The sequence below is a fragment of the Microbacterium xylanilyticum genome (assembly GCF_054654695.1).
Genome location: NZ_BAAIEN010000002.1, coordinates 2966355 through 2989084, shown reverse-complemented (window position 1 = coordinate 2989084; position 22730 = coordinate 2966355). Strand labels below are relative to the sequence as shown.

Below are 22730 nucleotides of genomic sequence, written 5' to 3'. Positions count from 1 at the left end.
GGCGGTCCCGTCGTCGCGGCGGCCACACGAGCAGTAGCCCGAGAGGCCGTCGAAGGCGTGCACGTGCGGCGCGGGGATAGCCGTAACAGCCCGCTCCGTTGTTACGGCTCGACGGCTCGGCGTTGTGACGTACGCGCCCAGGCCGCCCAGCTCAGCCCAGCTCTCGCTGATCATGCGGCAGCCCTCCCGACGAAGTGGACCCGATTCAGCTCGGCCCGCTGGCCCTCGACGACGTGGCGGGCGGCCTGCAGCTCGGCCGCGAGGGTCGCGATCTCCCGCTCCTGGCGCGTCAGTCGGTCGGCCTGGTCTGCACGCTCGGCCAGTAGCGCCCGCAGACGGTGGATCTCGCGTGCCATCCACGAGCAGGCCTCGCATCCCTCGCCGTGGTGGCGAACGATGGGCGACGGGGTGGTCTGCGGCTCGTCGGCGGTCATGATGCGCGCTCCGCCTCGATGATCTTCCAGCCGTGAGATTCGGCATGCCCGATCAGCACGGCGCGGCATTCCATGTAGGCGTCGGTGCCGTAGCGATCCAGGTAGGCCATCAGCGCCGCGCCGATCTCGGCCGTAGCCTCCAGGGCGTCGGGCTCGGCCTGCGTCCAGTCGGTCATGCCGCACCGCCGATCTCGCCGGGCGTACCGGGTGTACCGGCCGTACCGGGTTCGTCAGGGGTGACCCGTGTGTAGCGGTCCCAGGCGTCCTCAAAGTCGGCGCGAAGGTAGCCGCGCGTCTTCACGCCTCCGATGCGGATCTGCAGCGGCTCGATCTCGTAGTCGCGGAGCATCCGGGCCAGGAACATGGCGTCGATGGGTTCGCCCTTGAGGGACGCCCACGGGGCCGTCTCCAACTGGTGGAGCCGGTTGAGCAGGTCGGCCGTCTGGATCTTGTCCTCTGTGAAGACGCGCTGAATATCGGTGAGCAGCTGCACGCCCAGCGACAGTGGCCGGTGCTTCGAGTCGGTGACCATCTTGACAGCGACCTCCCGGGCCAGGGAGGGCCACTGTCCGCCTGCGGCGTCAGCGATGGCGATGAGAGGTTCCCAGACGTCCTGATCCCGATCCTCGACGCCAGCAGGCATGTCAGGCCAGGCGTCCACGAGCACCGGGGCGACGGACTCGGCCCACGTCGCGATCTCGACGTTCAGCTGCTCGGCCTCTGCACCGTGGGCACGGCGGCGGAACGGCTCGACCCTCTGATCGGGCTTGCGGCGCTTCATCGGGATGATGACGCTGCGGGTCATGATCGTGTCGGGCAGTCGGTTGAGGCCTGCGAGAGCGACAGGGCAGTACGAGGGCCAGTCCTTGACGCCCACGCCCTTGTCGGTGACCTCCGCACGGCCCGCGGTCGCGCCCCTCCGGTAGCCGCTGTTCAGCAGCCCGCGAAGGTCCTCGCTGCTGTCGCTCTTCGTGCTCTTGAAGATCGCGTCGCACTCGTCAATCAGCAGGGTCGGCAGCCCGGCCGGGTCACTGATCTTGCGGAAGACGTAGGCGGCACTCACGTTCACCGTGAGCACGGCACGCGGCACCAGCAGCTCGGTGACCTCCATCGCCCTCGACTTGCCAGAGCCCGGCTCCGGCGACAGGAACGCGATCCGGGGGGTGTTCTCGAAGCACTCGACGGCGTGCGTGTGGACGATCCAGAGTGCGTGAGCGACAGCTGCTTCCCGCGACGGGTAGGCGATGAATCGCGATGTGAAGGCCAGCACGTCATCCAGTACGGGAGTCACCCTCGGGGAAGCCGGTACGGCCGGTACACCCGGTACAGCGGCCGGGACGGCAGGGACCGCCAGAGCGGCATCGACCTGCGCGGCGCTCATCGGGTCGTCGCCTTCGGGGCGGCGGTGCGGATGATCGTCGCCAGGCGCTCGCGCTGCTCGGGGTAGAGCGGCGGCGCGGCGTCAACGACGCGCTGGATGGCCGACGTGATCTTCGCCTCAGCGATGTCGCGCTGTGCGTCTGCGATGCGGGCAGAGTCGCCCGACTTGCGGGCGTAGCGGGTGTTGGCGATGGCTCGGGCCATCTGAGCCGAGAGAGTCATGAGGGTTCGGTCCCTAGGTACGCGAACGCCGGAGTGACAACGGCCTACTTCGATTCGGCTGTGCTGTCCCTCGGCGGTTCGGGCACCTGTCCCTCATCCATCCGACCCGAGTCGCGGGTCCTGCCGCGCGTCCTCGTTGTCACAGCTGGTTTCGATTGGGAGTGCGCCTCCTGGACGCCTCAACCTCTCGACCTTCGCTGCGCTAGGTCATCGGTCGTTCTGACTCTGATCTTATGGCCCTGCGTACTTGAAACGCAAGTAGCAATTTACTGTTTCATCGGGGGTTTAGCGTCTAAACCTAATAGACGTTCTCAAGCTGCCACACGCCACTCGAAGGCCAGCGTCTCATCGACGTTCGCGAGGTTCACGCGGCGGCCGGGACCGACACGACGGATCACCGGGACGAACAGCGCGTCGATGACGGCACGGCGGCGGGCCAGGCTGGCACCCTCCCACCACGCCAGCACGTCGCCGCTCGTCACAGCCTCCGCGAGGGGATCGACGTTCACGGCCGCCGCGATGGCCTTGTTGATGCGCGCAAGCTCTGCAGCGAGATCGTCTAGTGCCTGCTCGGCGTCGGCACCGGAGAGCTTGCCCGCGGCCACCAGGCGCGCGATCTCGGACCCTCGACCTTCGTGCGCCTCACGCTGCGCGTTCAGCACGGCCAGGTCGGGACCGTCGTTGGCGGGCTGCAGCAGGTCGATGGCATCGGGCCGCGACAGGCGCGCGATGGCCACGCCCGAAACGAAGTCGTCAATCACGTCCGCTTTCCGCTGGAAGTGCCCGCCGTTGTCCGCGTGGCAGCGGTAGCCGCGGTTCCCAGCCATCTGCGCCGAGATCACCGGCTTGCGGCACACGTCGCAGATAGCCAGGCCGGAGAGCAGCCACTTTCGCGCTGTGTTTCCGCCGTTCTGAGCCGGGTTGGCCTCCACCTTGGCGCGGCTGGCGAGGTACTGTTCGACGGGCACCAGCGCCTCCCATGCGCCGGGGATGCACGTCGCCACGTCCACGCGAGAGGGATCGAAGTCGGCCCACCCTTGAACGGTCGGGAGTAGCGCCGCATAGAACGGCGACACCAGCATGCGCTGGATGCTGGTCGCGCCCCACTTCGTGCCTGTGCGCGTGGTGTAGCCATCGGCGTTCAGGTCGCGCGCTATCTGCCTCATCGACGCTCCAGCCAGGTACTCGGCGTACACCCTGCGCACGATGGCAGCTTCAGCCTCCACCACGGCCCAGCGGGTGCCCTGTGCGTCTCGCTGCAGCTTCGGAACCCACCTGTAGCCGAACGGCACTCGACCGGGCCAGGGGTGCCCTGCAGCGCGCCGGTTCTGTGCGTAGGGGATGTTCCGAGCGCGCTTTGTCTCGATCTCGCCCTCTGCGAGCGCCACCAGAATCGTGAGCACCACGTTCCCCATGGGCGTCGCGGTGTCGATGCCGTCGCGCGTCGTCACGATGCGCATGTTGCGCCGTCGAAGCTCCACCACGTCTACTACTCGCCTCAACAGTCGGTCAACGGATACAACCACGAGCACATCGAAGTCCCCACGGTCATAGGCCGCGAGCATCTGACCCCATGCTGTGCCCGGGCCGCGAGCGTGGAAAGCCCCCACGGCGTTGTCCTCGAAGATCAGATCGTCGCTGACGATCCAACCGCGCACCTGCTCCGCGATGATTCGGCAGTCTTTCACCTGCTCCTTGATTCCCTCGTCAACCTTGACGGACTGGCGCGCGTAGATCGCTGCGCGGAGAGTGGAAGTGGCCATATCCGAATTATGCCATTAGTGCTCAACGATTGCGGCGGTCGCATTCGCGGGCCTCCTCGTCGTCATCATGCGCAGCGATGAGGTGCGCGGGATCCTCACCGACCTCGTTCGCCGCGCGCTGACGGTGGCATGACCGTCCGAGGCGTGCTCCGCGCTCTCCGCGGCCGCGGTCGCGCCACCACGTGCGGCATCGGCCTCGGCCGGGAGCGCGGCTCGGCGACCGCCGAACTCGCCGTCGCGCTGCCGGTCGTGGTGCTGACCCTGCTGCTCGGCGTCGGGGCGCTCGGCGCCGGCATGCGGCTGGTAGCGCTGCAGGACGCGGTGGCCGACGCCTCGCGCATCCTCGGCCGCGGCGACGACGCCGGGAGAGCGGGGGCTGCGGTGGCCCGGGCGGATCCGGCGGCGGCATTCGGGGTGCGCAGATCTGCGGACCTGGTGTGCGTCACGGCGTCGACCGAGGCGCGCGTGCTGGGCGCGATCGCGGTGCCGCTGCAGGCGACGGCGTGCGCGCTGGATGGAGGACGGTGATGGGCGGATCCGCACTCGCGGTGGGCGGGATCGCGGTGACTGCCGTGCTCGGTCTCGGCGCCGCGATGGTCGGCGGCGCCGGCGCGACGTCCCAGCGCGTCGCGGCGGCGGCTGATGCCGCAGCGCTCGCCGCGGCCGACGCGGTCTCCGGCGCGGTCGCCGTGGAGGCGGAGCCGTGCGCTCTCGCGGCGCGGGTCGCCGAAGCGCACGGCGCGACGCTGCAGGACTGCCGCATCGACGGACTCGAGGTCGTCGTCCACGTCGTGGCCGGGTATGCGGGGCTCCCGGCCCCCGCCGGAGCGCGTGCCGGGCCCTCCTCGCCCGAGGGCGGGGAGTGACGTCTCATGGTCATGACGCCTCCGGAGGCGGCGTACGCTGGGTTCCCGGCCGGCGCCGGATCCGAGCAGGAGAAACCCGAAACTCCTGCGGGCGCCGATTCATCGTGCTGAGTCCCCTCCTCCGGCACGGTGTGTATGGTGTGCTTCGACCCATCCTCGAAGCTCAGGACCCGAAAGGACGCACTCGTGGCGCAAGGCAAGAAGCTTGTCATCGTCGAGTCCCCGACGAAGATGAGGTCCATCCAGGGCTACCTCGGCGACGGCTTCGAGGTGCTCAGCTCGGTGGGTCACATCCGCGACCTCGCCGACAAGAAGGACATCCCGCCTGCCGACAAGGCCGCCTACGGCAAGTACTCGATCGACGTCGAGCACGACTTCGACCCCTACTACGTCGTCTCGGATCGCAAGACCAAGACGGTCGCCGAGCTCAAGCGCGCCCTGAAGAACGCCGACGAGCTCCTGCTCGCCACCGATGAGGACCGCGAGGGCGAGGCCATCGCGTGGCACCTGCTGGAGACCCTGAAGCCGAAGGTGCCGTACCGGCGGATGGTGTTCCACGAGATCACCAAGGACGCGATCCAGGCCGCCGTGCAGAACACCCGCGACCTCGACCTGGCCCTCGTCGACGCGCAGGAGACCCGCCGGATCCTCGACCGCCTCTACGGCTGGGACGTGTCCCCGGTGCTCTGGTACAAGGTGAAGTCCGGGCTCTCGGCGGGCCGCGTGCAGTCTGCCGCGACCCGCATGATCGTCGACCGGGAGCGCGAGCGCATGGCGTTCACCTCCGCCGAGTACTGGGACGTCGACGCGCAGGCCGCGGCGGGCGGAACGTCGTTCACGGTGCGTCTGGTGCGCCTCGACGGCGGCGCGATCGCCCGCGGCACCGACTTCGACGACAACGGCGCGCTGAAGAAGGCCGTCGTCGTCCTCGACGAGAAGGCCGCCGCCGCGCTCGCCGCTGCGGTGGACACGGCCGGATCCGGCACGGTGACGAAGGTCGAGGCGAAGCCGGGCACTCGCAGCCCCTATGCGCCGTTCACCACCTCCACGCTGCAGCAGGAGGCGGGGCGCAAGCTCTCGATGAGCGCGAAGCAGGCGATGAGCGTCGCCCAGCGCCTCTACGAGAAGGGCTACATCACCTATATGCGCACCGACTCGACCGCGCTCAGCACGCAGGCGGTGCAGGCGGCCCGGTCGCAGGCGGTGGCGCTCTACGGCGACGCCGCAGTGCCGCTCAAGCCGCGGGTCTACAAGTCGAAGAGCAAGAACGCGCAGGAGGCGCACGAGGCCATCCGGCCCTCCGGCGACCAGTTCCGCACGCCCGCCTCGGTCTCCTCGCAGCTCGACCGCGAGGAGCTGCGCCTCTACGACCTCATCTGGAAGCGCACGGTCGCAAGCCAGATGTCCGACGCGAAGTACGAGACGACCACGGTCACGATCGCGGTCGACGCCGACGGCCGCAACGCCGAGTTCACCGCTTCCGGCACCGTCTACACGTTCAAGGGCTTCCTCGAGGCCTACGAGGAGGGCAGGGACGAGCGCCGCAACGCGGCGGACGCCGCGGAGAACCAGTCGCTGCCGGCGGTCGCCGTCGGTGACGTGCTCGGCGTCTCCGAGGCCGACGCGAAGCCGCACCGCACGACCCCCAAGCCCCGGTACACCGAGGCCTCGCTGGTCAAGGCGCTCGAGGAGCACGGGATCGGGCGCCCCTCGACCTTCGCGAGCATCATCGGCACGGTGATCGACCGCGGCTACGCGACCAAGCGCGGACAGGCGCTGGTGCCGACCTGGATGGCGTTCAGCGTGGTGCGGCTGCTCGAGCAGCACTTCGCCGACCTCATCGACTACGACTTCACCGCGGCTCTCGAGGACGACCTCGACGCGATCGCGCGGGGCGAGCAGAAGCGCATCGAGTGGCTGCACGACTTCTACTTCGGATCCGACCGGCAGGTGGGCCTGCGTCAGGTGGTCGACAACCTCGGCGAGATCGACGCGCGCGCGCTCAACGCGACGCCCATCACCGAGACCGCCACGCTCCGGTTCGGCAAGTACGGCCCGTACCTCGAGGTCATCGACCCGCAGCACCCCGATGCGAAGCCCCGCATCGTGAACGTGCCGGAGGATCTGGCTCCCGACGAGCTCACCGCCGAGAAGGCGCAGGAGCTCATCGACGCGCCCGTCGCCGGCGACCGCGTGCTCGGCGAGAATCCGGACAACGGCAAGATCATCGTCGTCAAGGACGGCCGCTTCGGCCCCTACGTGCAGGAGAACGACCCCGTCTCCGACGACGATCAGGTGGACGAGGCCACCGGGGAGGTCGTGGAGAAGCCCAAGGCGAAGCGGGGCGCGAAGAAGGAGGCGGCGCCCAAGCCGCGCACCGCCTCGCTGTTCCGTTCCATGTCCGTCGACACCATCGACCTCGACACGGCGCTCAAGCTCCTCGACCTGCCGCGGGTCGTCGGGGTGGATCCGGCGACGAACGAGGAGATCACCGCCCAGAACGGCCGATTCGGCCCGTATCTGAAGAAGGGTGCCGACTCGCGCTCCCTGGAGAACGAGCAGCAGATCTTCGACATCACGCTCGAGCAGGCGCTGGAGATCTACGCCCAGCCGAAGTACGGCGCGCGCCGCGCATCCAGCGCGCTCGCCGAGTTCGACGCGGACCCGGTCAGCGGCAAGCCGATCCGGATCCGCGACGGGCGCTTCGGTGCCTACGTCACCGACGGCGAGACGAACGTGACGATCCCGCGGGGCCAGCAGGTGCAGGACATCACCTTCGAGATCGCGGTGCAGATGCTCGCCGACAAGCGCGCCAAGGGCCCGGCCCCGAAGCGCGGCGCTCGCACGGCGGCGAAGGCGACCTCCGCCAAGAAGGAGCCCGCCAAGAAGGCACCCGCGAAGAAGGCCCCGGCCAAGACGACGGCGAAGACGGACGCGGAAAAGGCGGCGGCTCGCTCCGCGGCGGCGAAGAAGGCCGCCGCCACCCGTGCCGCCAACGCGGCCAAGAAGCAGGCCGGCGCGTGAGCGCAGCCCCCGGCGTCTGGATCACCCTCGAAGGCGGAGACGGCTCCGGCAAGACCACGCAGGCCGTGCTGCTGGAGGAGTGGCTGCGCTCGCAGGGGCGCGAGGTCCTGCGCACGCGCGAGCCGGGCGGATCCGAGGTCGGCGACCTGATCCGCGACATCGTGCTGCACCACCGCGGCGACATCGCGCCGCGTGCGGAGGCGCTGCTGTACGCCGCCGATCGGGCCCATCACGTCGCGACGGTCGTCCGTCCGGCGCTCCAGCGCGGGGAGGCGGTCATCCAGGACCGCTACCTCGACTCCTCCGTCGCCTACCAGGGCGCCGGTCGCGTGCTGGACGCGGAGGAGGTGCGCGGGCTCTCGCTGTGGGCTGCCGAGGGCGCGCTGCCCGACCTCACCGTGCTGCTCGACCTCGACCCGGCGGTCGCGCGCCGCCGGCTCGACTCCGACGACAAGCCCTTCGACCGGCTCGAGGCCGAACGCGAGGAGTTCCACCAGCGGGTGCGCGAGGCCTACCTCGACCTCGCCGCGGCCGAACCCGAGCGCTTCCTCGTCGTCGATGCAGCACAGGATCCCTCGACGATCGCGGAGGCTGTGCGCGCCCGCGTTGCGACCCTGCTCTGAGCCCGCGCCGCGTCGTGAGCGCGATGCGTCCACAGGCGCCGTCGATGTCGTCCTCAGCGCATAGGCTTGATCGCATGCCCGCCACCGTCCTCGCGCCCTTCCCGTGGACCGACGTGTGGGGGCAGGATGCGGCCGTCGAGACGCTGCGCGCCGCGGTCGACAACCCGGCGGCGATGTCGCACGCCTGGCTGATCACCGGGCCTCCCGGATCCGGCCGCTCGACCCTCGCGACCGCCTTCGCCGCATCGCTGATCGCCTCGGGCCCCGAGGACGAGCAGACCATGCACCAGGTGCTGGCCGGCACGCACCCCGACGTGACAGTCCTGCGCACCGAGAAGGTGATCATCTCGATCGCCGAGGCCCGCGCCCTCGTCGAACGCTCCTACTTCGGTCCCTCCAGCGGGCGGCATCGGGTGATCGTCGTCGAGGACGCCGACCGCATGACCGAGCGCACCTCGAACGTGCTGCTGAAGGCGCTGGAGGAGCCGCCGGAGCAGACCGTGTGGATCCTGTGCGCGCCGAGCGAGGCGGACCTGCTGCCGACGATCCGCTCCCGCGTGCGGTCGGTGCGCCTGCGCGAGCCGGACGTCGCCTCGGTCGCCGAACTCATCGTGCGCCGCACGGGTGCGGACCCGGTCGTCGCCGAGCAGGCCGCACGTCACGCGCAGCGGCACATCGGCATGGCCCAGCGGCTCGCCACCGACGAGGCGGCCCGCGGACGCCGTGAGCAGACCCTGCGCGCCGTGCTGGGCGCCCGCGGCGTGAGCGACGCCGTCGAGGTCGCCGGGCAGATCGTGCAGGCTGCCACGGAGGATGCGAAGGCCCTCACCGCAGAACGCGACGAGGCCGAGCGGCGCGCGCTGCTGCACACCGTCGGCATCGCCGAGGGGCAGGCCGTCCCACCGGCGGTGCGCTCGCAGATCAACGCCCTCGAGGAGGAGCAGAAGCAGCGGGCCAAGCGCAGCGTGCGGGACGGCCTCGACCGCGTGCTCACCGATCTGCAGTCCCTGTTCCGGGATGTGGTCATGCTGCAGTTCGGCCGCGACGACGGCCTCATCAACCGTGAGCTCGCCGCGGAGCTCTCCGCGGTCGCGACCGCGTGGGAGCCGGCACGCACGCTCGTCGTGCTGGACCACCTCGCCGAGACCAGGGAGTCGCTCGAGCGCAACGTCGCCCCCGCGCTCGCCCTCGAGAGCTTGCTCGTGACCGTCACGAGCGGGAGGAGACCATGAACTCGCGCACACCGTCCCGTCTGCGCCGTCTCAGCACGGTCGTGGCGGGGCTCACGCTCGCCGCCTTCCTGCTGTCGGGCTGCCTGTACTCGATGATCCCCTCCGGCTCCGCCTCGGCCGGCCCCACGGCGGCGCCCGACACCTCGGGCGTGCCCGACGAGCTGAAGTCGTTCTACGGGCAGAAGCTCGTCTGGTCCGGGTGCGGCGGCGGCATGGACTGCACGACGGTGAAGGCGCCGCTCGACTGGCAGCACCCGGGCGCAGGGACCATCGACCTCGCCGTGGTGCGCCACCGTGCGACCGGCGCATCGAAAGGGTCGCTCCTGACCAACCCCGGCGGCCCCGGTGCGAGCGGCGTCGAGCTGATCAAATCGAACCTGACATTCGCCGTCAGCTCCACGCTGATCAAGAACTACGACGTGATCGGCTTCGATCCGCGGGGCGTCGGATCCTCCACAGCCGTGAAATGCCTCGACGCCCGGCAGATGGACGACTACCTCTACGCGATCCGCCCCGGCGCGCGCGGAAGCGATCAGTGGACGGCTGCGCAGAAGGCGGCGAACAAGACCTTCGCCGACGCCTGCGAGAAGAACAGCAACGGCATCCTGCCGTACATCACGACCGTTAACGCGGCCAGGGACATGGATCTGCTGCGTGGCGTGCTCGGCGACAAGAAGCTGAACTACCTCGGCTACTCGTACGGCACATTCCTCGGGGCGACCTACGCGCAGCTGTACCCGGAGCGCGTCGGGCATCTCGTCCTCGACGGCGCGCTCGACCCGGCGGTGTCGAGCCTCGACGTGAGCACGACCCAGGCCATCGGCTTCGAGTCCGCCTTGCGCGCCTACATGGCCGACTGCCTCAAGGACAAGAAGTGCCCGTTCCAGGGCACCGTGGACGACGCGATGGGCGACCTCGCGGCGCTGCTCGCGAGCGTCGACCGGTCGCCGCAGAAGAACGCCGACGGACGCATGCTCGGTGCGGACACGCTGATGACCTCGATCGTCTCCGCCCTGTACTCCCAGGACAGCTGGTCGTACCTGACCGAGTCGCTCACGGGCGTGCTCAAGGGCGACCCCTCGGTGGCGTTCCAACTCGCGGACTTCTACAACAACCGCCAGGACGGCTCGTACGCCGACAACTCCACCGAGGCGTTCCGGGCGTACAACTGCATGGACTACCCGCTCGAGAACGACCCCGCGGCCAAGGCGGCGTCCGACGCGAAGATCGCGGCGGAGGCCCCCACGATCGCTCCCTACTGGGACGCGCCGGATCCATGCGAGGAGTGGCCGTATCCGCCGACCGGAACGCGTGGCGAGATCACCGCCGCGGGATCCGGCCCGATCCTCGTCGTCGGCACGACCAATGACCCGGCCACCCCCTACGCCTGGGCGGAGTCGCTCGCGAAGCAGCTCGAGGGCGGGATCCTCATCACGCGGGTCGGTGAGGGGCACACCGGCTACAACAAGGGCAACTCGTGCGTGGACGACGCCGTGGACGCCTACTTCGTGGACGGCACGGTTCCGGCGAAGGCGGGCATCCGCTGCGAGTAGCGTGCAGGGTGCCGCGCCCGGGGTGCGCGTGGTTCGCAGCACGCCCACGGACAGGGTAAGATCGTTGATCGTGCGGTTCACCGCATGCGCACCTCCGGGTGTGCGCCGCCCTAGCTCAGTCGGCAGAGCATTTCACTCGTAATGAAAAGGTCAAGGGTTCGATTCCCTTGGGCGGCTCCACAGGAAGCCCCCTCTTCGGAGGGGGCTTCGTCGTTGCGGCGTACGCTCGGAACATGACCCGTGCGCTTCTGATCGTCGACGTCCAGAACGACTTCACCGAGGGCGGCTCCCTCGCCGTCTCCGGAGGAGACGCCGTCGCGCAGGGCATCAGCGCCCTGCTGCGGGAGCACTCGGCCGACTACGACGTCATCCTGGCCTCGCGCGACTGGCATGACGGATCCGGTGACAACGGGGGCCACTTCTCGGCCGAGCCCGACTACGTGGACACCTGGCCGGTGCACTGCGTGAGCGGCACCGAGGGGGCCGCCTACGACCCTCTGCTCGAGACCGCCGCCATCACGCACCATGTGTTCAAGGGGCAGGGGCGCCCCGCCTACTCCATGTTCGAGGGCGCGACCGAAACGGGGGAGACCGCGGCCGGCGTCCTCTCCGCGCACGGTGTGATCACCGCGGACGTGGTCGGCATCGCGACCGACCACTGCGTCCGGGCCTCGGCGCTCGACGCGATCGCGCATGGCGTGCACGTGCGGATCCTCACCGACCTCGTCGCCGGGGTCGGCGCCGACTCCAGCGCGGCCGCTTTGGCCGAGCTGGCCCACGCCGGCGCCGAGCTCGTGGATTCGGGTACCGGCACGGGCAGCGGCACCGGTGCCGGCCAGGACACCGGTGCCGAGCGCGAGGCGGGTGGCGACGCGTGAGTGCACAGCGCTGCGTGCTGCTGCTGCGCGCGGTGAACGTGGGCGGCACGAACCGGGTGCCGATGGCCGAGCTGCGGACGCTCCTGAACGAGCACGGCGGATTCGGCGCGGTCACCACGTACATCGCGAGCGGCAACGTGATCTGCGACACCCCGGCGGATGCGGCCGCCGCCTGCGCCGAGGTGCGCACCTTCATCCACGACGCGTTCGGCGTCGACACCCCTGTCATCCTGCGCGCGCACGACGACCTGATGCGGGCGCTCGAGGAGAACCCGTTCCCGGATGCGGCGCAGGACAAGATGCTGCACGCGATGTTCCTCGAGGGCGAGCCGCTCCCGACCGCCATCGAGACGCTCACGCCGAGACTGCAGCCGGGGGAGCGGATCGCTCTGCGGGGCACCGACCTCTGGATCGACTACGGGGCCGGCGGCGTGCAGTCCACGAAGCTCACCCGCGCGGTGCTGGACCGCGCTCTCGGCGTCGCGGGCACCGCGCGCAATCTCCTCACCGTGCGCAAGCTCGCCGACCTCACCAAGGCCTGAGGACCGCTCAGCCGGCGTGGGAGTGGCCGTGGTGCTCGGCATCCTCGCCGCAGTGCTGCCCGGATCCGCCCGGATCGGGAACGGATGCGGCGGCCGAGGGCACGCCGAGCTCGCCGCGGTGGTCGTGCACGGCGGTGCCGCCGACGACGGTGAGGTCGGCGTGCTGCGCGAGGATCTCGGCGGGCTCCATGGCGTACAGATCCCCCGACCAGACCACGAGGTCGGCGAGGTAGCCGGGGCGCAGCATGCCGAGCGAGCCCTCATGGTGGAGCGCGCCGGCGCCGCCCTTGGTGTAGGCCTCGAGCGTGCGGTCGAGGTCGAGGCGCTCGTCCGGCGTCCACGCGTCGGCGCCGTCGAGCCGCGCGCGGGTCATCGCGCTGTAGACGCCGACGAGCGGATCCATCTCGCCCACCTGCCAGTCACTCGAGAACGTGACGCGCGCGCCCGACTCGATCATCGAGCGGAAGCGCCACGCCCGATCCCACCGCGCCTCGCCGATGTTCTCCATCCACGTTCCGGCGACGAGATCGGGGGAGGCGTGCCGCGGCTGCATCGCCGCCACCACGCCCAGCTCGCAGAAGCGCGGAAGATCGTCCGGAGCCAGGCACTCGACGTGCACGATGCCGTGCCGGGCGTCACGGGCGCCGTTCGCGCGCTGCGCCGCTTCGATCGCGTCCAGCGTGAGCCGGATCCCCCAATCGCCGGTGGCGTGGGTGTGCACCTGGTAGCCCAGGCGGTCCAGCTCCACGAAGAGCCGCGTGAACTCGGTCGGCTCCAGGCTGGTGTGGCCGCGGTGGCCGGGACGGTTCGCGTAGTCCTCGAGCATCGCCGCCGTGTGCGGCTCGATCACGTCGTCGGCGTAGAGCTTGACCATGCCCAGCCGGAACCGGTCGTGCTGCGGGGTCTCCCGGATCGCCTCGGTGATCCGCGCGCGGAAGCCGCCGTCGGCCCCCACGGGGTGGTAGATCGCTGCGATGGTGCGGGCGGTGAGTCGTCCCTCGCGCTCGGCGCGCTCGAACAGCGGCAGTTCAGCCAGCGGCACCTGCGGCTCGACGACGGTGGTGATGCCCGAGCGTCGTGCGAGGTCGAGACTGTTGACGATCTTGCGGTAGCGGCGGTCGGGGGAGTACATCGGGATGTCGCGCTGCAGCTGGGCGAGCCCGTCCACGGTCATCGCGCTCGTGTAGAAGTCGGTGACCCAGCCGGTGGGCTCGCCGGTGGTGCGGTCGATCTCGGGATTGCCCCAGGCGATCTCGCCGCCGTTGAGGATGCCGAGCTTGGCGAGGGCAGGTCGGTTCAGCCACACCGAGTGCTGGTCGTAGGTCGTGATGAACACGGGTCGGTCGGTGATGCCGGCCAGGTCGTCGGCGTTGGGCCGGCGGTTCTCGACGACCGAGTAGAGCGCGTTCTCCGCGCAGATCCAGTCCAGTTCGGGGTGGGCTTCCGCGAACGCGGCGATGCGGGAGCGGACCACGTCCAGGCTCTGCACCTGGTCGAGGCTCACCGCGAGGTCATCGAAGCCGAGGAGCAGATGGTTGTGGGTGTCGGCGACGCCGGGGGTCACCAGGCGCCCCTCGAGGGCGACGGTCTGCCGCGCGGCGGGTGCGTCCGCAGCCGGCCCGACGTACGTGATGCGGTCACCCGTGATGCCGACGGCTTCCGCCCAGGGCTGCTCCGGGTCGAACGTGCGGACGCGTCCGCCGGTGTAGAGGGTGTCGACCGCCATGTCGCAGCTCCAAGGTCTCAGGAAGGCGCACAGCGCGCCGAGGTTCTTTGACTCAAGAGTAAATTATTTCACTCAAATGTCAAGAAACTCGACGGAGATGGATCCGGCCCGGCGCCGAGCCTGCGATACTGGCTTCATGGCACGCCCCAGCACCCAGGAGCAGCGACGCCGCGAGGTGGTGGACGCGGCGCTCGATGCCGCGGCGGAGCACGGGCTGCGCAACCTCTCGCTGACCGACGTCGCCAACCAGGCGGGGGTCACCCGGGGTGCGCTGCTCTACTACTACGAGGATCTCGACGCGATCCTCGTCGAGGCTCACGCCGCCGGGATGCGCCGGGTGGGCGAGGAGCGTGAGGCTCTCGTGGCCCGGGCCGAACGACCGGCGGAGCAGCTGGCGATCGCGATCCGCGCGGGGCTGCCGTCCGGATCCGACGACGCTCTGATGCGCCTGCTCTACGAGTTCGACGTGCTCGCCGGAAAGTCGCCGCTGCACGACGAGCTCGTGCAGCAGCTCTACGCGCAGCAGCTCGCGCTGTATCGCCGGATCCTCGAGGCCGGCGCGGCCGGCGGCGACTTCGCGCTGAACGGCCCGATCGATGACATCGCGATGAACTTCGTCGCCCTGGAGGACGCGTACGGCCTGCACATCGTCGCCGGCGGCAGCATCACCGTCGCCGATGCCGAGCGCGCGATCGCCCTCTTCGCCCGTCAGGCCGGCGCACCCCTGCCCGCCACCGAGACTTCCCCCGCCGAGAACGGAACGCATCCATGACCGCTCGACCTCTGATCCTCTTCGTGTGCGTGCACAACGCCGGTCGATCCCAGATGGCGGCCGGCTTCGCCCGCGCGCTCGGCGGCGATCGCGTCGAGGTGCGCTCCGGCGGATCCGAGCCGGGAGAGCGGATCAACCCTGCGGCCGTCGCCGTGATGGCGGAGAAGGGGATCGACATCTCCGCGGCGGTGCCGCAGCTGCTGCGCACCGAGGACGTGCGCGAGGCCGATGCCGTGATCACGATGGGCTGCGGTGACGCCTGCCCGATCTTCCCGGGCAAGCGCTACGAGGACTGGGAGCTCGCCGACCCGGCCGGCAAGGATCCGGAGTTCGTCCGCGGCGTCCGCGACGACATCGAGTCCCGCGTGCGGGAGCTGCTGCACAGTCTGGGCGTCTGACGTCACGCGGTTTCCAGGGGAACGCGCGACGCCGCCGCGCTGCGCCACCGACATCGCGGCATGGGAAGAGGCCCGGTCGCGATGACCGGGCCTCTTCCCCGGTGGGCCCCGTGGGGCTCGAACCCACGACCCGCGGATTAACCTGCCACTTCGGCTTTCGCCGCCGCCCTCAGGGCGTTCGTGGTCTGGACTGTCCCTTCACCCTGGCTTTCGCTGTAGGTGCCACCCGTCCAGTCTCTACACCTTCCGGACACGTCCGGCTTGGCTCGGGATTGCCAACTGGTCTCCCAGGAAGGGTTCCCCGACTTTGAGTGGTGTCATCCCCGGGGTTTCCCCCGAGGCGCTCCTATTGTGTTGAAGTCCGATGCTCTGCCAACTGAGCTAGAGGCCCGCATCCGAGTGTAACGGTCGCAGCAGGGTGCCACCCTCGGGCAGCGCGCGTACCCTGGGTCGGTGCCCGCACCCTTCCACCGCCCCGTCCGCCTCTCGCCCGAGGTGATGGCCAACCTGCTCGGATCGCACGACCCTGCCGAGCAGACCCGCATGGCGCACGCCACCGCCTCCGCGCTGCTCGCCCGGGTGCGCGCCGACGACAGCGGCGTGAGCGCGGAGCGGCTCGTCGCGTACGCCACCGAGCACGGCATCGACGAGATCGCCGAGCTGTGGGCGAAGAGCCCGGCCGTGTCGCTGCCTGGTGCGCTGTGGCGGCTGTACCTGCTGCAGGCGGCGATCCATGCGGATCCGCGCACCGCGGCGCTGCTGCATGAGCGCGGTCGGGTCGAGCTCCCCTCGGTCGATGCGCTCGTGGCGGGCGCGCCGGTGCCCGCGGGGCCGGAGGAGCTCGTCGCCCTCATCGACACCATCCTCCGCGGCGCCTTCTCCGGCGACTTCGCGGTCGCGTTGGAGCGTGCGGCCGCATTCTGCCGCGTGCAGGCCTCGGGCGCGACGCACGTCGCCGACGACTACGAGGCCACCGAGCCTGTCCGGGCGAGCGACCTCACCGCGCGCGCTGCGCGGCTCAGCGCCTATGCGCACGATCTGACGGCCTCCGCGGCGGCGTGGCGCGCCGGATCGCTGAACTGACCGTCTGATCCGGAACCCCGGGCAGGATGCGCAGCGGAGGGGATCCGATCAGCACGACAGGATCCGATGCGCGCGGATCCGGATACGAAGAAGCCGGGCCGCAAGAACGCCTCTCGGCGGAAGGCCGCTCGCAGCGGCGAAAAATGGAGCCCGGGGTTATGCGGCCCGGCCGATCAAGTGTAACGCGAGACTCGCGGGGGTATTCCCGGGCCGCGGGATATCGGGGACCGCGTGCGCGACCTCGGGCGTGTCCGCGGTCATGTCGGACGCCCTCGACAGCACGAGCGCAGGCACGTCCTAAGCTCGTCGTATGGCCGCTGCCCGATTCGCCCTGCTGATCACTCCCGCCGAATCCACCGACGAGGAGCGGGCCGACTTCAGCGACAGCTTCCGTCGGATCGACCCGGGGGCTCCCGCCCTGAGCGTGGGCGAGCTGAGCACGCAGCGCGGCGACGGCATCTTCGAGTCCATCGGCGTGGTCGACGGCCACGCGCAGGAGGTCGAGGCGCACGTGCAGCGTCTGGCGCACTCCGCCGCGCTGTGCGAACTGCCGGAGCCGCACCGGGAGCAGTGGCGGCAGGCCGTCGCGGTCGCGGCGGCCGAGTGCGGTCAGGGGGAGTGGGTCATCAAGCTCATCCTCAGCCGCGGCGTCGACCACGGGCCCGCGCCCACGGCCTGGGTCACTGCCGCCCCCGCGGGCGACTTCACCGGCGCGCGCACCCAGGGCATCCGCGTGGTCACGCTCGATCGCGGCTACGACAGCGGCGCCGCCGTGCGCTCGCCGTGGCTGCTGCTGGGTGCGAAGACGCTCTCGTACGCGGTCAACATGGCGGCCCTGCGCGAGGCGCACCGCCGCGGCGCCGATGACGCGATCTTCGTGACCACCGACGGCGTCGTGCTGGAGGCCCCGACGGCGTCGCTCATCCTGCGCGTGGGGGGCCGCTTCATCACGCCCGCTCCGCACGGAGGGATCCTGCAGGGCACCACGCAGATCAGCCTCTTCGCGCACCTCGAGGCACAGGGCTTCACGACCGAGTACGCCACCGTGCCCACCGCCGACCTCGCAACCGCGGACCAGGCGTGGCTCGTGTCCAGCGTGCGCCTCGCCGCGCCGATCGCCGCGATCGATGACCGACCGCTGGCGATCGACCACGCGTTCACCGACGGCCTCAACGCCTACCTGCTCTCCGCACGCGACTGATCTCCGTCCAGGTCTGGGCACCGGTCGGCGAAAGGTCTAGCCATGCCCCCATGGCAGAGCACCTGGCCGCCCCTGCGGCCTATGACGACCTCCGCGCCGTGTTCGTCAACTGCACCCTGAAGCGCAGCCCCGAACTCAGCCACACCCAGGGCCTCATGGACCGCAGCATCGCGCTGATGCGGTCGCAGGGGGTCTCCGTGGAGAACATCCGGTTCATCGATCACGACGTCGCCACCGGCGTCTATCCCGACATGCGTGAGCACGGCTGGGCCGACGACGCCTGGCCGGACGAGATCTGGCCGCTCGTCGACGCCGCCGACATCCTCGTCGTGGGCGGGCCGCTGTGGCTCGGCGACAACGCCTCCGTCACCCGCAAGCTCATCGAACGGCTCTACGCGATGAGCGGCCTGTTCAACGACAAGGGCCAGTACGTCTACTACGGCAAGACCGGCGGCGCGATCATCACCGGCAACGAGGACGGCGTCAAGCACGCCGCGATGTCGATCCTGTACAGCCTGCAGCACATCGGCTTCACGATCCCGCCGGCCGCGGACGCCGGGTGGATCGGCGCGATCGGCCCGGGACCGAGCTATCTGGATCCCGGATCCGGCGGCCCCGAGAACGACTTCACCAACCGCAACACCACGTTCATGACCTGGAACCTGCTGCACACCGCGCGCCGGCTCAAGGACGCCGGCGGCATCCCCGCCTACGGCAACCTGCGCCAGGCCTGGAACGACGGCGAGCGCTGGGGCTACGACGCCAACCCCGAGTACCGCTGACCCGCGGCGCTCGCAACGCGAAGGGGCCCGACGCCGCAGCGCCGAGCCCCTCGAAGCGGAGCGGATCCGGGATCACCCGAAGCGGCCGGAGACGTAGTCCTCGGTCGCCTGCACGGACGGCGTGGTGAAGATCGTGGTGGTGTCGGCGTACTCGATGAGCTTGCCGGGCTTGCCGGTGCCGGCGATGTTGAAGAACGCCGTCTTGTCGCTCACCCGCGAGGCCTGCTGCATGTTGTGCGTGACGATGACGATCGTGTAGTCCTGCTTGAGCTCCTCGATCAGCTCCTCGATCGCGTAGGTGGAGATCGGGTCGAGGGCCGAGCAGGGCTCGTCCATCAGCAGCACGTCGGGGGAGACGGCGATGGCGCGGGCGATGCAGAGACGCTGCTGCTGACCGCCGGACAGACCGGATCCGGGCTTGTCGAGGCGGTCCTTGACCTCGTTCCAGAGGTTCGCGCCCTTGAGCGACTTCTCCACGAGCGCGTCGGCGTCGGACTTGGCAATGCGCTTGTTGTTCAGGCGCACGCCGGCGAGCACGTTCTCGCGGATCGACATCGTCGGAAACGGGTTCGCCCGCTGGAACACCATGCCGACGTGGCGGCGCACCGCCACCGGGTCGACGCCGGGGGCGTACAGGTCCTCGCCGTCGAGCAGCACCTCGCCCTGCACGCGTGCGCCGGGGATGACCTCGTGCATGCGGTTCAGGGTGCGCAGGAAGGTGGACTTGCCGCAGCCCGACGGCCCGATGAACGCGGTGACGCTGCGCGGCTGGATCTCGAGGGAGACGCCCTCCACGGCGAGGAAGTCGCCGTAGTAGACGTTGAGGTCGTTGACTTCGATGCTCTTGGACACGTGATTTCCTTCGGGTCGGCTCAGCGGCCGGTCTTGGGCGCGAACAGCTTCGCGACGAGTCGGGCGATCAGGTTCAGCACCATCACGATGATGATCAGGGTGAGCGCCGCCGCCCAGGCGCGCTCGATGTAGGCCTCCGGCGGGATGCCCTGATAGGCGTACTGCGAGTACACGAACACCGGCATCGTCTGCATGCGGCCGCTGCACAGGTTGTAGTTCATCTGGTCGGTGAAGCCGGCGGTGATGAGCAGCGGCGCGGTCTCGCCGATGACGCGCGACACCGCGAGCATCACGCCGGTCGTGATGCCGGCGATCGACGTCGGCAGGACCACCTTCGTGATCGTCAGCCAGCGCGGCACGCCGAGCGCGTAGGAGGCTTCGCGGAGGTCGTTCGGGACCAGCCGCAGCATCTCCTCGCTGGAGCGCACGACGACCGGGATCATCAGCACCGACAGGGCGACGGATCCGGCGATGCCCATCCGCACGCCCGGGCCGAAGATCAGCGCGAACAGGGCGTACGCGAACAGACCCGCGACGATCGAGGGGATGCCCGTCATGACGTCGACGAGGAACGTGATCGCGCGGGACAGCTTGTTGCCCCGCCCGTACTCGACGAGGTACACGGCCGTCATCACGCCGATCGGCACCGAGATGATCGCAGCGGCCAGGGTGACGAGCAGGGTGCCCATGATGGCGTGCAGGGCGCCGCCGCCCTCGCCCAGCGTGCCCTTCATGGAAGAGTTGAAGAACGTCGGGTCGAAGCGGTGCACGCCGTCCGCGATCACCGTCACGGCGACCGAGACGAGCGGCACCAGGGCGATCGCGAAGGCGCAGGTCACGATGCCGGTGATGAGGCGGTCGAGCGCCTTGCGGCTGCCCTCCACGATGCGCGACAGCACGTAGATGAGCACGAGGTAGACGAGCGCGCCGACGACCAGGGTGCCGGCGACGTTGAACTCGCTGCGCCGGCTCATCGCGGTGATCGCGAAGGGCGCGGCCACGATCAGCAGCGAGGCGGCCAGCAGCGTCCAGGGCGCCCAGCGCGGCAGTCGGCCGGAGCGCAGCGACGCCGAGGAGCGCGTCGCGGGACGCAGCTTCGGGGACTCGGAGGTGATGGCGGTCATGTCAGGCTCCCGGTCCGCGACGGCTGACGATCCAGCGGGCGAGTGCGTTCACCGCGAAAGTGACGATGAACAGGATCAGACCCGTGGCGATCAGGACGTTGATGTTCGTCTGGAACGCCTCGGGGAAGGTCAGGGCGATGTTCGCCGCGATGGTCGACGGGTTGGTGGAGGTGAACAGCTCCCAGGTGACCTTGCTGCTCACGGAGAGCACCATGGTGACGGCCATCGTCTCGCCGAGCGCGCGGCCGAGGCCGAGCATCGACGCGGACACGATCCCGCTGCGTCCGTACGGGAGGACCGCCATCCGGATCATCTCCCACCGCGTGGCGCCGAGAGCCAGCGCGGCCTCCTCGTTCAGGCGCGGCGTCTGCAGGAAGATCTCGCGGCAGATCGCGGTGATGATCGGCACCACCATCACCGCGAGCACGATGGCGGCGGTGAGGATGGTGCGGCCGGTCTTGGAGAGTTCGCCGGCGAACAGCGGGAACCAGCCGGCGTAGGTGTTGAGCCAGGCGTAGACCGGCTGCACGGCGGGTGCGAGGACGGCGAAGCCCCAGAGGCCGAACACGACCGAGGGCACGGCGGCGAGCAGGTCGATGATGTAGCCGAGCAGCTGTGCGAGCCGGCGCGGCGCGTAGTGCGTGATGAACAGGGCGACGCCCAGCGACAGCGGGACGCCGATCAGCATCGCGAGGAAGGCGACCCAGACGGTCCCGAACAGCAACGGCCCGACATAGGCCCAGAAGTTGCTGGTGAGCAGCGAGGCGCTCTTCGGATCCGCCCCGAACGCCGGGATCGACTGCACGATCAGGAAGATCGCGACGGCCGCGAGGGTGATCAGGATCATGGATCCCGCGGCGACCGCAGCGCCCGAGAACCAGATGTCACCGGCGCGGCGCTTGGCGACGGCCGGCCGCGGAGCCGGCGCCGTGGTGGCTGTCATGGGTGCTGCTTCCTATCGGGTGGGCACAGCGCGTGCGTGCGGACGAGGGGGACGGCGGGACGTGCGTAGGCGGTTCCCGGGAGCGGAAGCATCCCGGGAACCGCCTGTGGACTCACTTGATCAGGTCGATCGCGGCCTGAGCCTTGGTGCGCAGCTCGTCCGAGATCGGCGCGCTGCCGGCGTTGGTCGCGGCCTCCTTCTGGCCTTCGGCCGAGATGGCGGTCGAGAAGAACGACTTCGCGAGGGCCGCGATCTCGGGCTTCTCGTACTGCGTGCAGCCGATCAGGTAGCTGACCAGGAGCACGGGGTACGCGCCCTTGGCGGTGGTGGTGCGGTCGACCTTGATGGCCAGGTCGCCTTCGGTGCGGCCCTGGTCGATCTTGGAGGCGTCGAGGGTGGCGCTGGCGCCCGCGGCCGAGTGCTCGGTCCACGTGTCGCCGACCTTGACCTTGACCGAGGAGAAGCCCTTGGCCTGCGAGGAGTCGATGTAGCCGATCAGGCCCTCGCCGCCCTGCACGGCCTTGACGACGCCCGAGGTCTTCTCCGCGGCCTCGCCGCCGAGGTCGGCCGGCCAGGTGTCGACCGAACCGGCGGTCCACACGTCGGGGGCGGTCTGCGCGAGGTAGTCGGTGAAGTTGGCGGTGGTGCCGGACTTGTCCGAGCGGTGCACCGGCGAGATGGTGGCGTCGGGAAGGGTCGCCTTCGGGTTGGTCGCGACGATCGCCGGGTCGTTCCACTTGGTGATCTTGCCGGCGAAGATGCCCGCGAGGGTCTTCGGGTCGAGGTTCAGCGAGTCCACGCCCTTGAGGGTGAAGACGATCGCGATCGGGGAGACGTAGGCCGGGATCTCGACGATGCCGGAGCCCTTGGCGCAGGCCGAGAACGGGCCGGCGGTGATGTCGGCGGTCTTGAACGCCGCGTCGGAGCCGGCGAAGTTCACGCCGCCCTGCTGGAAGGCCTGACGGCCGGCGCCCGAGCCCTGGGGGTCGTAGTTGACCTGCGCGTCGGGGTTGGCAGCGGTGAAGAGCTTGGTCCAGGTCTGGATCGCGACCTGCTGGGCCGACGAGCCCGAGCCGACCAGGCTGCCCGAGACGGGCTTGGCGGTCGAGGTGGGAGCGGCGGAGTCGGTGGGGGTCGCGCCCTCGTTCGCGGCGCAGCCGGCGAGCGAGAGGGCCGCGACGGCGCCGATGGCGCTGATACGCGCGATGCGGGAGATCTTCACTGTGGATCCGTTCGATCGTGGGTCAGGGTAGGGCCCGGTGCAGGGCACACAGTGACGCTAGGGCCGGCGGTTAACGAGACTCGACCCTGGGGGTAAACGGAAGGTGAACG

The 22730-nt window shown here is 69.9% G+C and carries 23 protein-coding genes, 1 tRNA gene and 1 pseudogene; 15 read left to right on the top strand and 10 right to left on the bottom strand.

Going from position 1 to position 22730, the window contains the following annotated elements; genetic code table 11:
- Nucleotides 1-170: 170 nt before the first annotated feature.
- The 5 genes from ACYQ1L_RS14980 to ACYQ1L_RS14960 form a co-directional block, all read right to left on the bottom strand.
- Nucleotides 171-434, bottom strand: coding sequence for a hypothetical protein (locus ACYQ1L_RS14980; RefSeq protein WP_460004861.1), 264 nt, complete (start codon nt 432-434; stop codon nt 171-173).
- Nucleotides 431-610: a hypothetical protein gene (locus ACYQ1L_RS14975; RefSeq protein WP_460004860.1), complete on the bottom strand. Its 180-nt coding sequence runs from the start codon at nt 608-610 to the stop codon at nt 431-433. Before ACYQ1L_RS14975 ends, ACYQ1L_RS14980 begins: the two co-directional genes overlap by 4 nt.
- Entirely contained in the window at nt 607-1815 is a 1209-nt protein-coding gene (locus tag ACYQ1L_RS14970) for a DUF3631 domain-containing protein (protein WP_460004859.1), read from the bottom strand. The genes ACYQ1L_RS14975 and ACYQ1L_RS14970 overlap by 4 nt, the downstream gene beginning before the upstream one ends.
- Nucleotides 1812-2036: a hypothetical protein gene (locus ACYQ1L_RS14965; protein WP_460004858.1), complete on the bottom strand. Its 225-nt coding sequence runs from the start codon at nt 2034-2036 to the stop codon at nt 1812-1814. The genes ACYQ1L_RS14970 and ACYQ1L_RS14965 overlap by 4 nt, the downstream gene beginning before the upstream one ends.
- Nucleotides 2037-2347: 311 nt before the next feature.
- Complete coding sequence (locus tag ACYQ1L_RS14960; protein ID WP_460004857.1) at nt 2348-3799, bottom strand: recombinase family protein; 1452 nt, start codon at nt 3797-3799, stop codon at nt 2348-2350.
- A gap of 22 nt (nt 3800-3821) precedes the next feature.
- Here ACYQ1L_RS14960 and ACYQ1L_RS14955 point away from each other — a divergent pair.
- The 10 genes and pseudogenes from ACYQ1L_RS14955 to ACYQ1L_RS14910 all read left to right on the top strand — a co-directional run.
- Nucleotides 3822-3932: pseudogene (locus ACYQ1L_RS14955) on the top strand (DUF4244 domain-containing protein); the annotation flags it as partial.
- A complete protein-coding gene (locus ACYQ1L_RS14950) occupies nt 3929-4327 on the top strand; it encodes a TadE family type IV pilus minor pilin (RefSeq protein WP_460004856.1) in 399 nt (132 codons plus the stop codon). The pseudogene ACYQ1L_RS14955 and the gene ACYQ1L_RS14950, both read left to right, overlap by 4 nt.
- A complete protein-coding gene (locus tag ACYQ1L_RS14945) occupies nt 4327-4665 on the top strand; it encodes an Rv3654c family TadE-like protein (RefSeq protein WP_460004855.1) in 339 nt (112 codons plus the stop codon). Before ACYQ1L_RS14950 ends, ACYQ1L_RS14945 begins: the two co-directional genes overlap by 1 nt.
- Before the next feature lie 186 nt (nt 4666-4851).
- Nucleotides 4852-7689: a type I DNA topoisomerase gene (gene topA, locus ACYQ1L_RS14940; protein WP_460004854.1), complete on the top strand. Its 2838-nt coding sequence runs from the start codon at nt 4852-4854 to the stop codon at nt 7687-7689.
- On the top strand, nt 7686-8312 hold the full coding sequence (gene tmk / locus ACYQ1L_RS14935) for a dTMP kinase (RefSeq protein WP_460004853.1): 627 nt from the start codon (nt 7686-7688) through the stop codon (nt 8310-8312). The genes topA and tmk overlap by 4 nt, the downstream gene beginning before the upstream one ends.
- A gap of 74 nt (nt 8313-8386) precedes the next feature.
- Nucleotides 8387-9544 carry a DNA polymerase III subunit delta' gene (locus ACYQ1L_RS14930; RefSeq protein WP_460004852.1) on the top strand — a complete coding sequence of 386 codons (1158 nt, stop codon included), beginning with the start codon at nt 8387-8389 and terminating at the stop codon, nt 9542-9544.
- Nucleotides 9541-11097, top strand: coding sequence for an alpha/beta hydrolase (locus ACYQ1L_RS14925; protein ID WP_460004851.1), 1557 nt, complete (start codon nt 9541-9543; stop codon nt 11095-11097). The genes ACYQ1L_RS14930 and ACYQ1L_RS14925 overlap by 4 nt, the downstream gene beginning before the upstream one ends.
- Before the next feature lie 104 nt (nt 11098-11201).
- Nucleotides 11202-11277, top strand: a tRNA-Thr gene (locus ACYQ1L_RS14920).
- 53 nt (nt 11278-11330) lie between these two features.
- On the top strand, nt 11331-11975 hold the full coding sequence (locus tag ACYQ1L_RS14915; protein ID WP_460004850.1) for an isochorismatase family protein: 645 nt from the start codon (nt 11331-11333) through the stop codon (nt 11973-11975).
- Entirely contained in the window at nt 11972-12517 is a 546-nt protein-coding gene (locus tag ACYQ1L_RS14910; RefSeq protein ID WP_460004849.1) for a DUF1697 domain-containing protein, read from the top strand. Before ACYQ1L_RS14915 ends, ACYQ1L_RS14910 begins: the two co-directional genes overlap by 4 nt.
- A gap of 7 nt (nt 12518-12524) precedes the next feature.
- Here ACYQ1L_RS14910 and ACYQ1L_RS14905 read toward each other — a convergent pair whose 3' ends face one another.
- Nucleotides 12525-14243, bottom strand: coding sequence for an amidohydrolase (locus tag ACYQ1L_RS14905; RefSeq protein WP_460004848.1), 1719 nt, complete (start codon nt 14241-14243; stop codon nt 12525-12527).
- Nucleotides 14244-14379: 136 nt separating this feature from the next.
- Between ACYQ1L_RS14905 and ACYQ1L_RS14900 the strand changes: the two genes are divergently transcribed.
- The 5 genes from ACYQ1L_RS14900 to ACYQ1L_RS14880 all read left to right on the top strand — a co-directional run bounded on the left by ACYQ1L_RS14900 (nt 14380) and on the right by ACYQ1L_RS14880 (nt 18479).
- Nucleotides 14380-15015: a TetR/AcrR family transcriptional regulator gene (locus ACYQ1L_RS14900; RefSeq protein ID WP_460004847.1), complete on the top strand. Its 636-nt coding sequence runs from the start codon at nt 14380-14382 to the stop codon at nt 15013-15015.
- Complete coding sequence (locus tag ACYQ1L_RS14895) at nt 15012-15413, top strand: arsenate reductase ArsC (RefSeq protein WP_460004846.1); 402 nt, start codon at nt 15012-15014, stop codon at nt 15411-15413. The genes ACYQ1L_RS14900 and ACYQ1L_RS14895 overlap by 4 nt, the downstream gene beginning before the upstream one ends.
- A 453-nt stretch (nt 15414-15866) precedes the next feature.
- Complete coding sequence (locus tag ACYQ1L_RS14890) at nt 15867-16496, top strand: DNA-directed RNA polymerase subunit beta (protein ID WP_460004845.1); 630 nt, start codon at nt 15867-15869, stop codon at nt 16494-16496.
- A gap of 310 nt (nt 16497-16806) precedes the next feature.
- The gene (locus ACYQ1L_RS14885) at nt 16807-17697 is read left to right on the top strand and encodes an aminodeoxychorismate lyase (protein ID WP_460004844.1); all 891 of its coding nucleotides are present in this window, start codon (nt 16807-16809) and stop codon (nt 17695-17697) included.
- A 50-nt stretch (nt 17698-17747) separates the two neighbouring features.
- A complete protein-coding gene (locus ACYQ1L_RS14880) occupies nt 17748-18479 on the top strand; it encodes a flavodoxin family protein (protein WP_460004843.1) in 732 nt (243 codons plus the stop codon).
- Between the two features lie 72 nt (nt 18480-18551).
- Here ACYQ1L_RS14880 and pstB read toward each other — a convergent pair whose 3' ends face one another.
- From pstB to pstS, 4 genes are all read right to left on the bottom strand, one after another.
- A complete protein-coding gene (pstB, locus tag ACYQ1L_RS14875) occupies nt 18552-19331 on the bottom strand; it encodes a phosphate ABC transporter ATP-binding protein PstB (RefSeq protein WP_460004842.1) in 780 nt (259 codons plus the stop codon).
- Nucleotides 19332-19351: 20 nt separating this feature from the next.
- Entirely contained in the window at nt 19352-20455 is a 1104-nt protein-coding gene (gene pstA, locus ACYQ1L_RS14870) for a phosphate ABC transporter permease PstA (protein ID WP_460004841.1), read from the bottom strand.
- A gap of 1 nt (nt 20456) precedes the next feature.
- Nucleotides 20457-21398, bottom strand: coding sequence for a phosphate ABC transporter permease subunit PstC (gene pstC / locus ACYQ1L_RS14865; protein ID WP_460004840.1), 942 nt, complete (start codon nt 21396-21398; stop codon nt 20457-20459).
- 112 nt (nt 21399-21510) lie between these two features.
- Nucleotides 21511-22620 carry a phosphate ABC transporter substrate-binding protein PstS gene (pstS, locus tag ACYQ1L_RS14860; protein WP_460004839.1) on the bottom strand — a complete coding sequence of 370 codons (1110 nt, stop codon included), beginning with the start codon at nt 22618-22620 and terminating at the stop codon, nt 21511-21513.
- Between the last annotated feature and the right edge of the window lie 110 nt (nt 22621-22730).

Bases quoted from the DNA above. Each gene is read 5' to 3' on its own strand.
- ACYQ1L_RS14970 (WP_460004859.1), bottom strand. From the start codon at position 1,815: ATGAGCGCCGCGCAGGTCGATGCCGCTCTGGCGGTCCCTGCCGTCCCG.
- ACYQ1L_RS14930 (WP_460004852.1), top strand. From the start codon at position 8,387: ATGCCCGCCACCGTCCTCGCGCCCTTCCCGTGGACCGACGTGTGGGGG.
- ACYQ1L_RS14945 (WP_460004855.1), top strand. From the start codon at position 4,327: ATGGGCGGATCCGCACTCGCGGTGGGCGGGATCGCGGTGACTGCCGTG.
- ACYQ1L_RS14975 (WP_460004860.1), bottom strand. From the start codon at position 610: ATGACCGACTGGACGCAGGCCGAGCCCGACGCCCTGGAGGCTACGGCC.
- ACYQ1L_RS14915 (WP_460004850.1), top strand. From the start codon at position 11,331: ATGACCCGTGCGCTTCTGATCGTCGACGTCCAGAACGACTTCACCGAG.
- ACYQ1L_RS14960 (WP_460004857.1), bottom strand. From the start codon at position 3,799: ATGGCCACTTCCACTCTCCGCGCAGCGATCTACGCGCGCCAGTCCGTC.
- ACYQ1L_RS14895 (WP_460004846.1), top strand. From the start codon at position 15,012: ATGACCGCTCGACCTCTGATCCTCTTCGTGTGCGTGCACAACGCCGGT.
- ACYQ1L_RS14885 (WP_460004844.1), top strand. From the start codon at position 16,807: ATGGCCGCTGCCCGATTCGCCCTGCTGATCACTCCCGCCGAATCCACC.
- ACYQ1L_RS14905 (WP_460004848.1), bottom strand. From the start codon at position 14,243: ATGGCGGTCGACACCCTCTACACCGGCGGACGCGTCCGCACGTTCGAC.
- ACYQ1L_RS14965 (WP_460004858.1), bottom strand. From the start codon at position 2,036: ATGACTCTCTCGGCTCAGATGGCCCGAGCCATCGCCAACACCCGCTAC.
- ACYQ1L_RS14880 (WP_460004843.1), top strand. From the start codon at position 17,748: ATGGCAGAGCACCTGGCCGCCCCTGCGGCCTATGACGACCTCCGCGCC.
- ACYQ1L_RS14950 (WP_460004856.1), top strand. From the start codon at position 3,929: ATGACCGTCCGAGGCGTGCTCCGCGCTCTCCGCGGCCGCGGTCGCGCC.
- pstA (WP_460004841.1), bottom strand. From the start codon at position 20,455: ATGACCGCCATCACCTCCGAGTCCCCGAAGCTGCGTCCCGCGACGCGC.
- pstC (WP_460004840.1), bottom strand. From the start codon at position 21,398: ATGACAGCCACCACGGCGCCGGCTCCGCGGCCGGCCGTCGCCAAGCGC.
- ACYQ1L_RS14980 (WP_460004861.1), bottom strand. From the start codon at position 434: ATGACCGCCGACGAGCCGCAGACCACCCCGTCGCCCATCGTTCGCCAC.
- ACYQ1L_RS14900 (WP_460004847.1), top strand. From the start codon at position 14,380: ATGGCACGCCCCAGCACCCAGGAGCAGCGACGCCGCGAGGTGGTGGAC.
- ACYQ1L_RS14925 (WP_460004851.1), top strand. From the start codon at position 9,541: ATGAACTCGCGCACACCGTCCCGTCTGCGCCGTCTCAGCACGGTCGTG.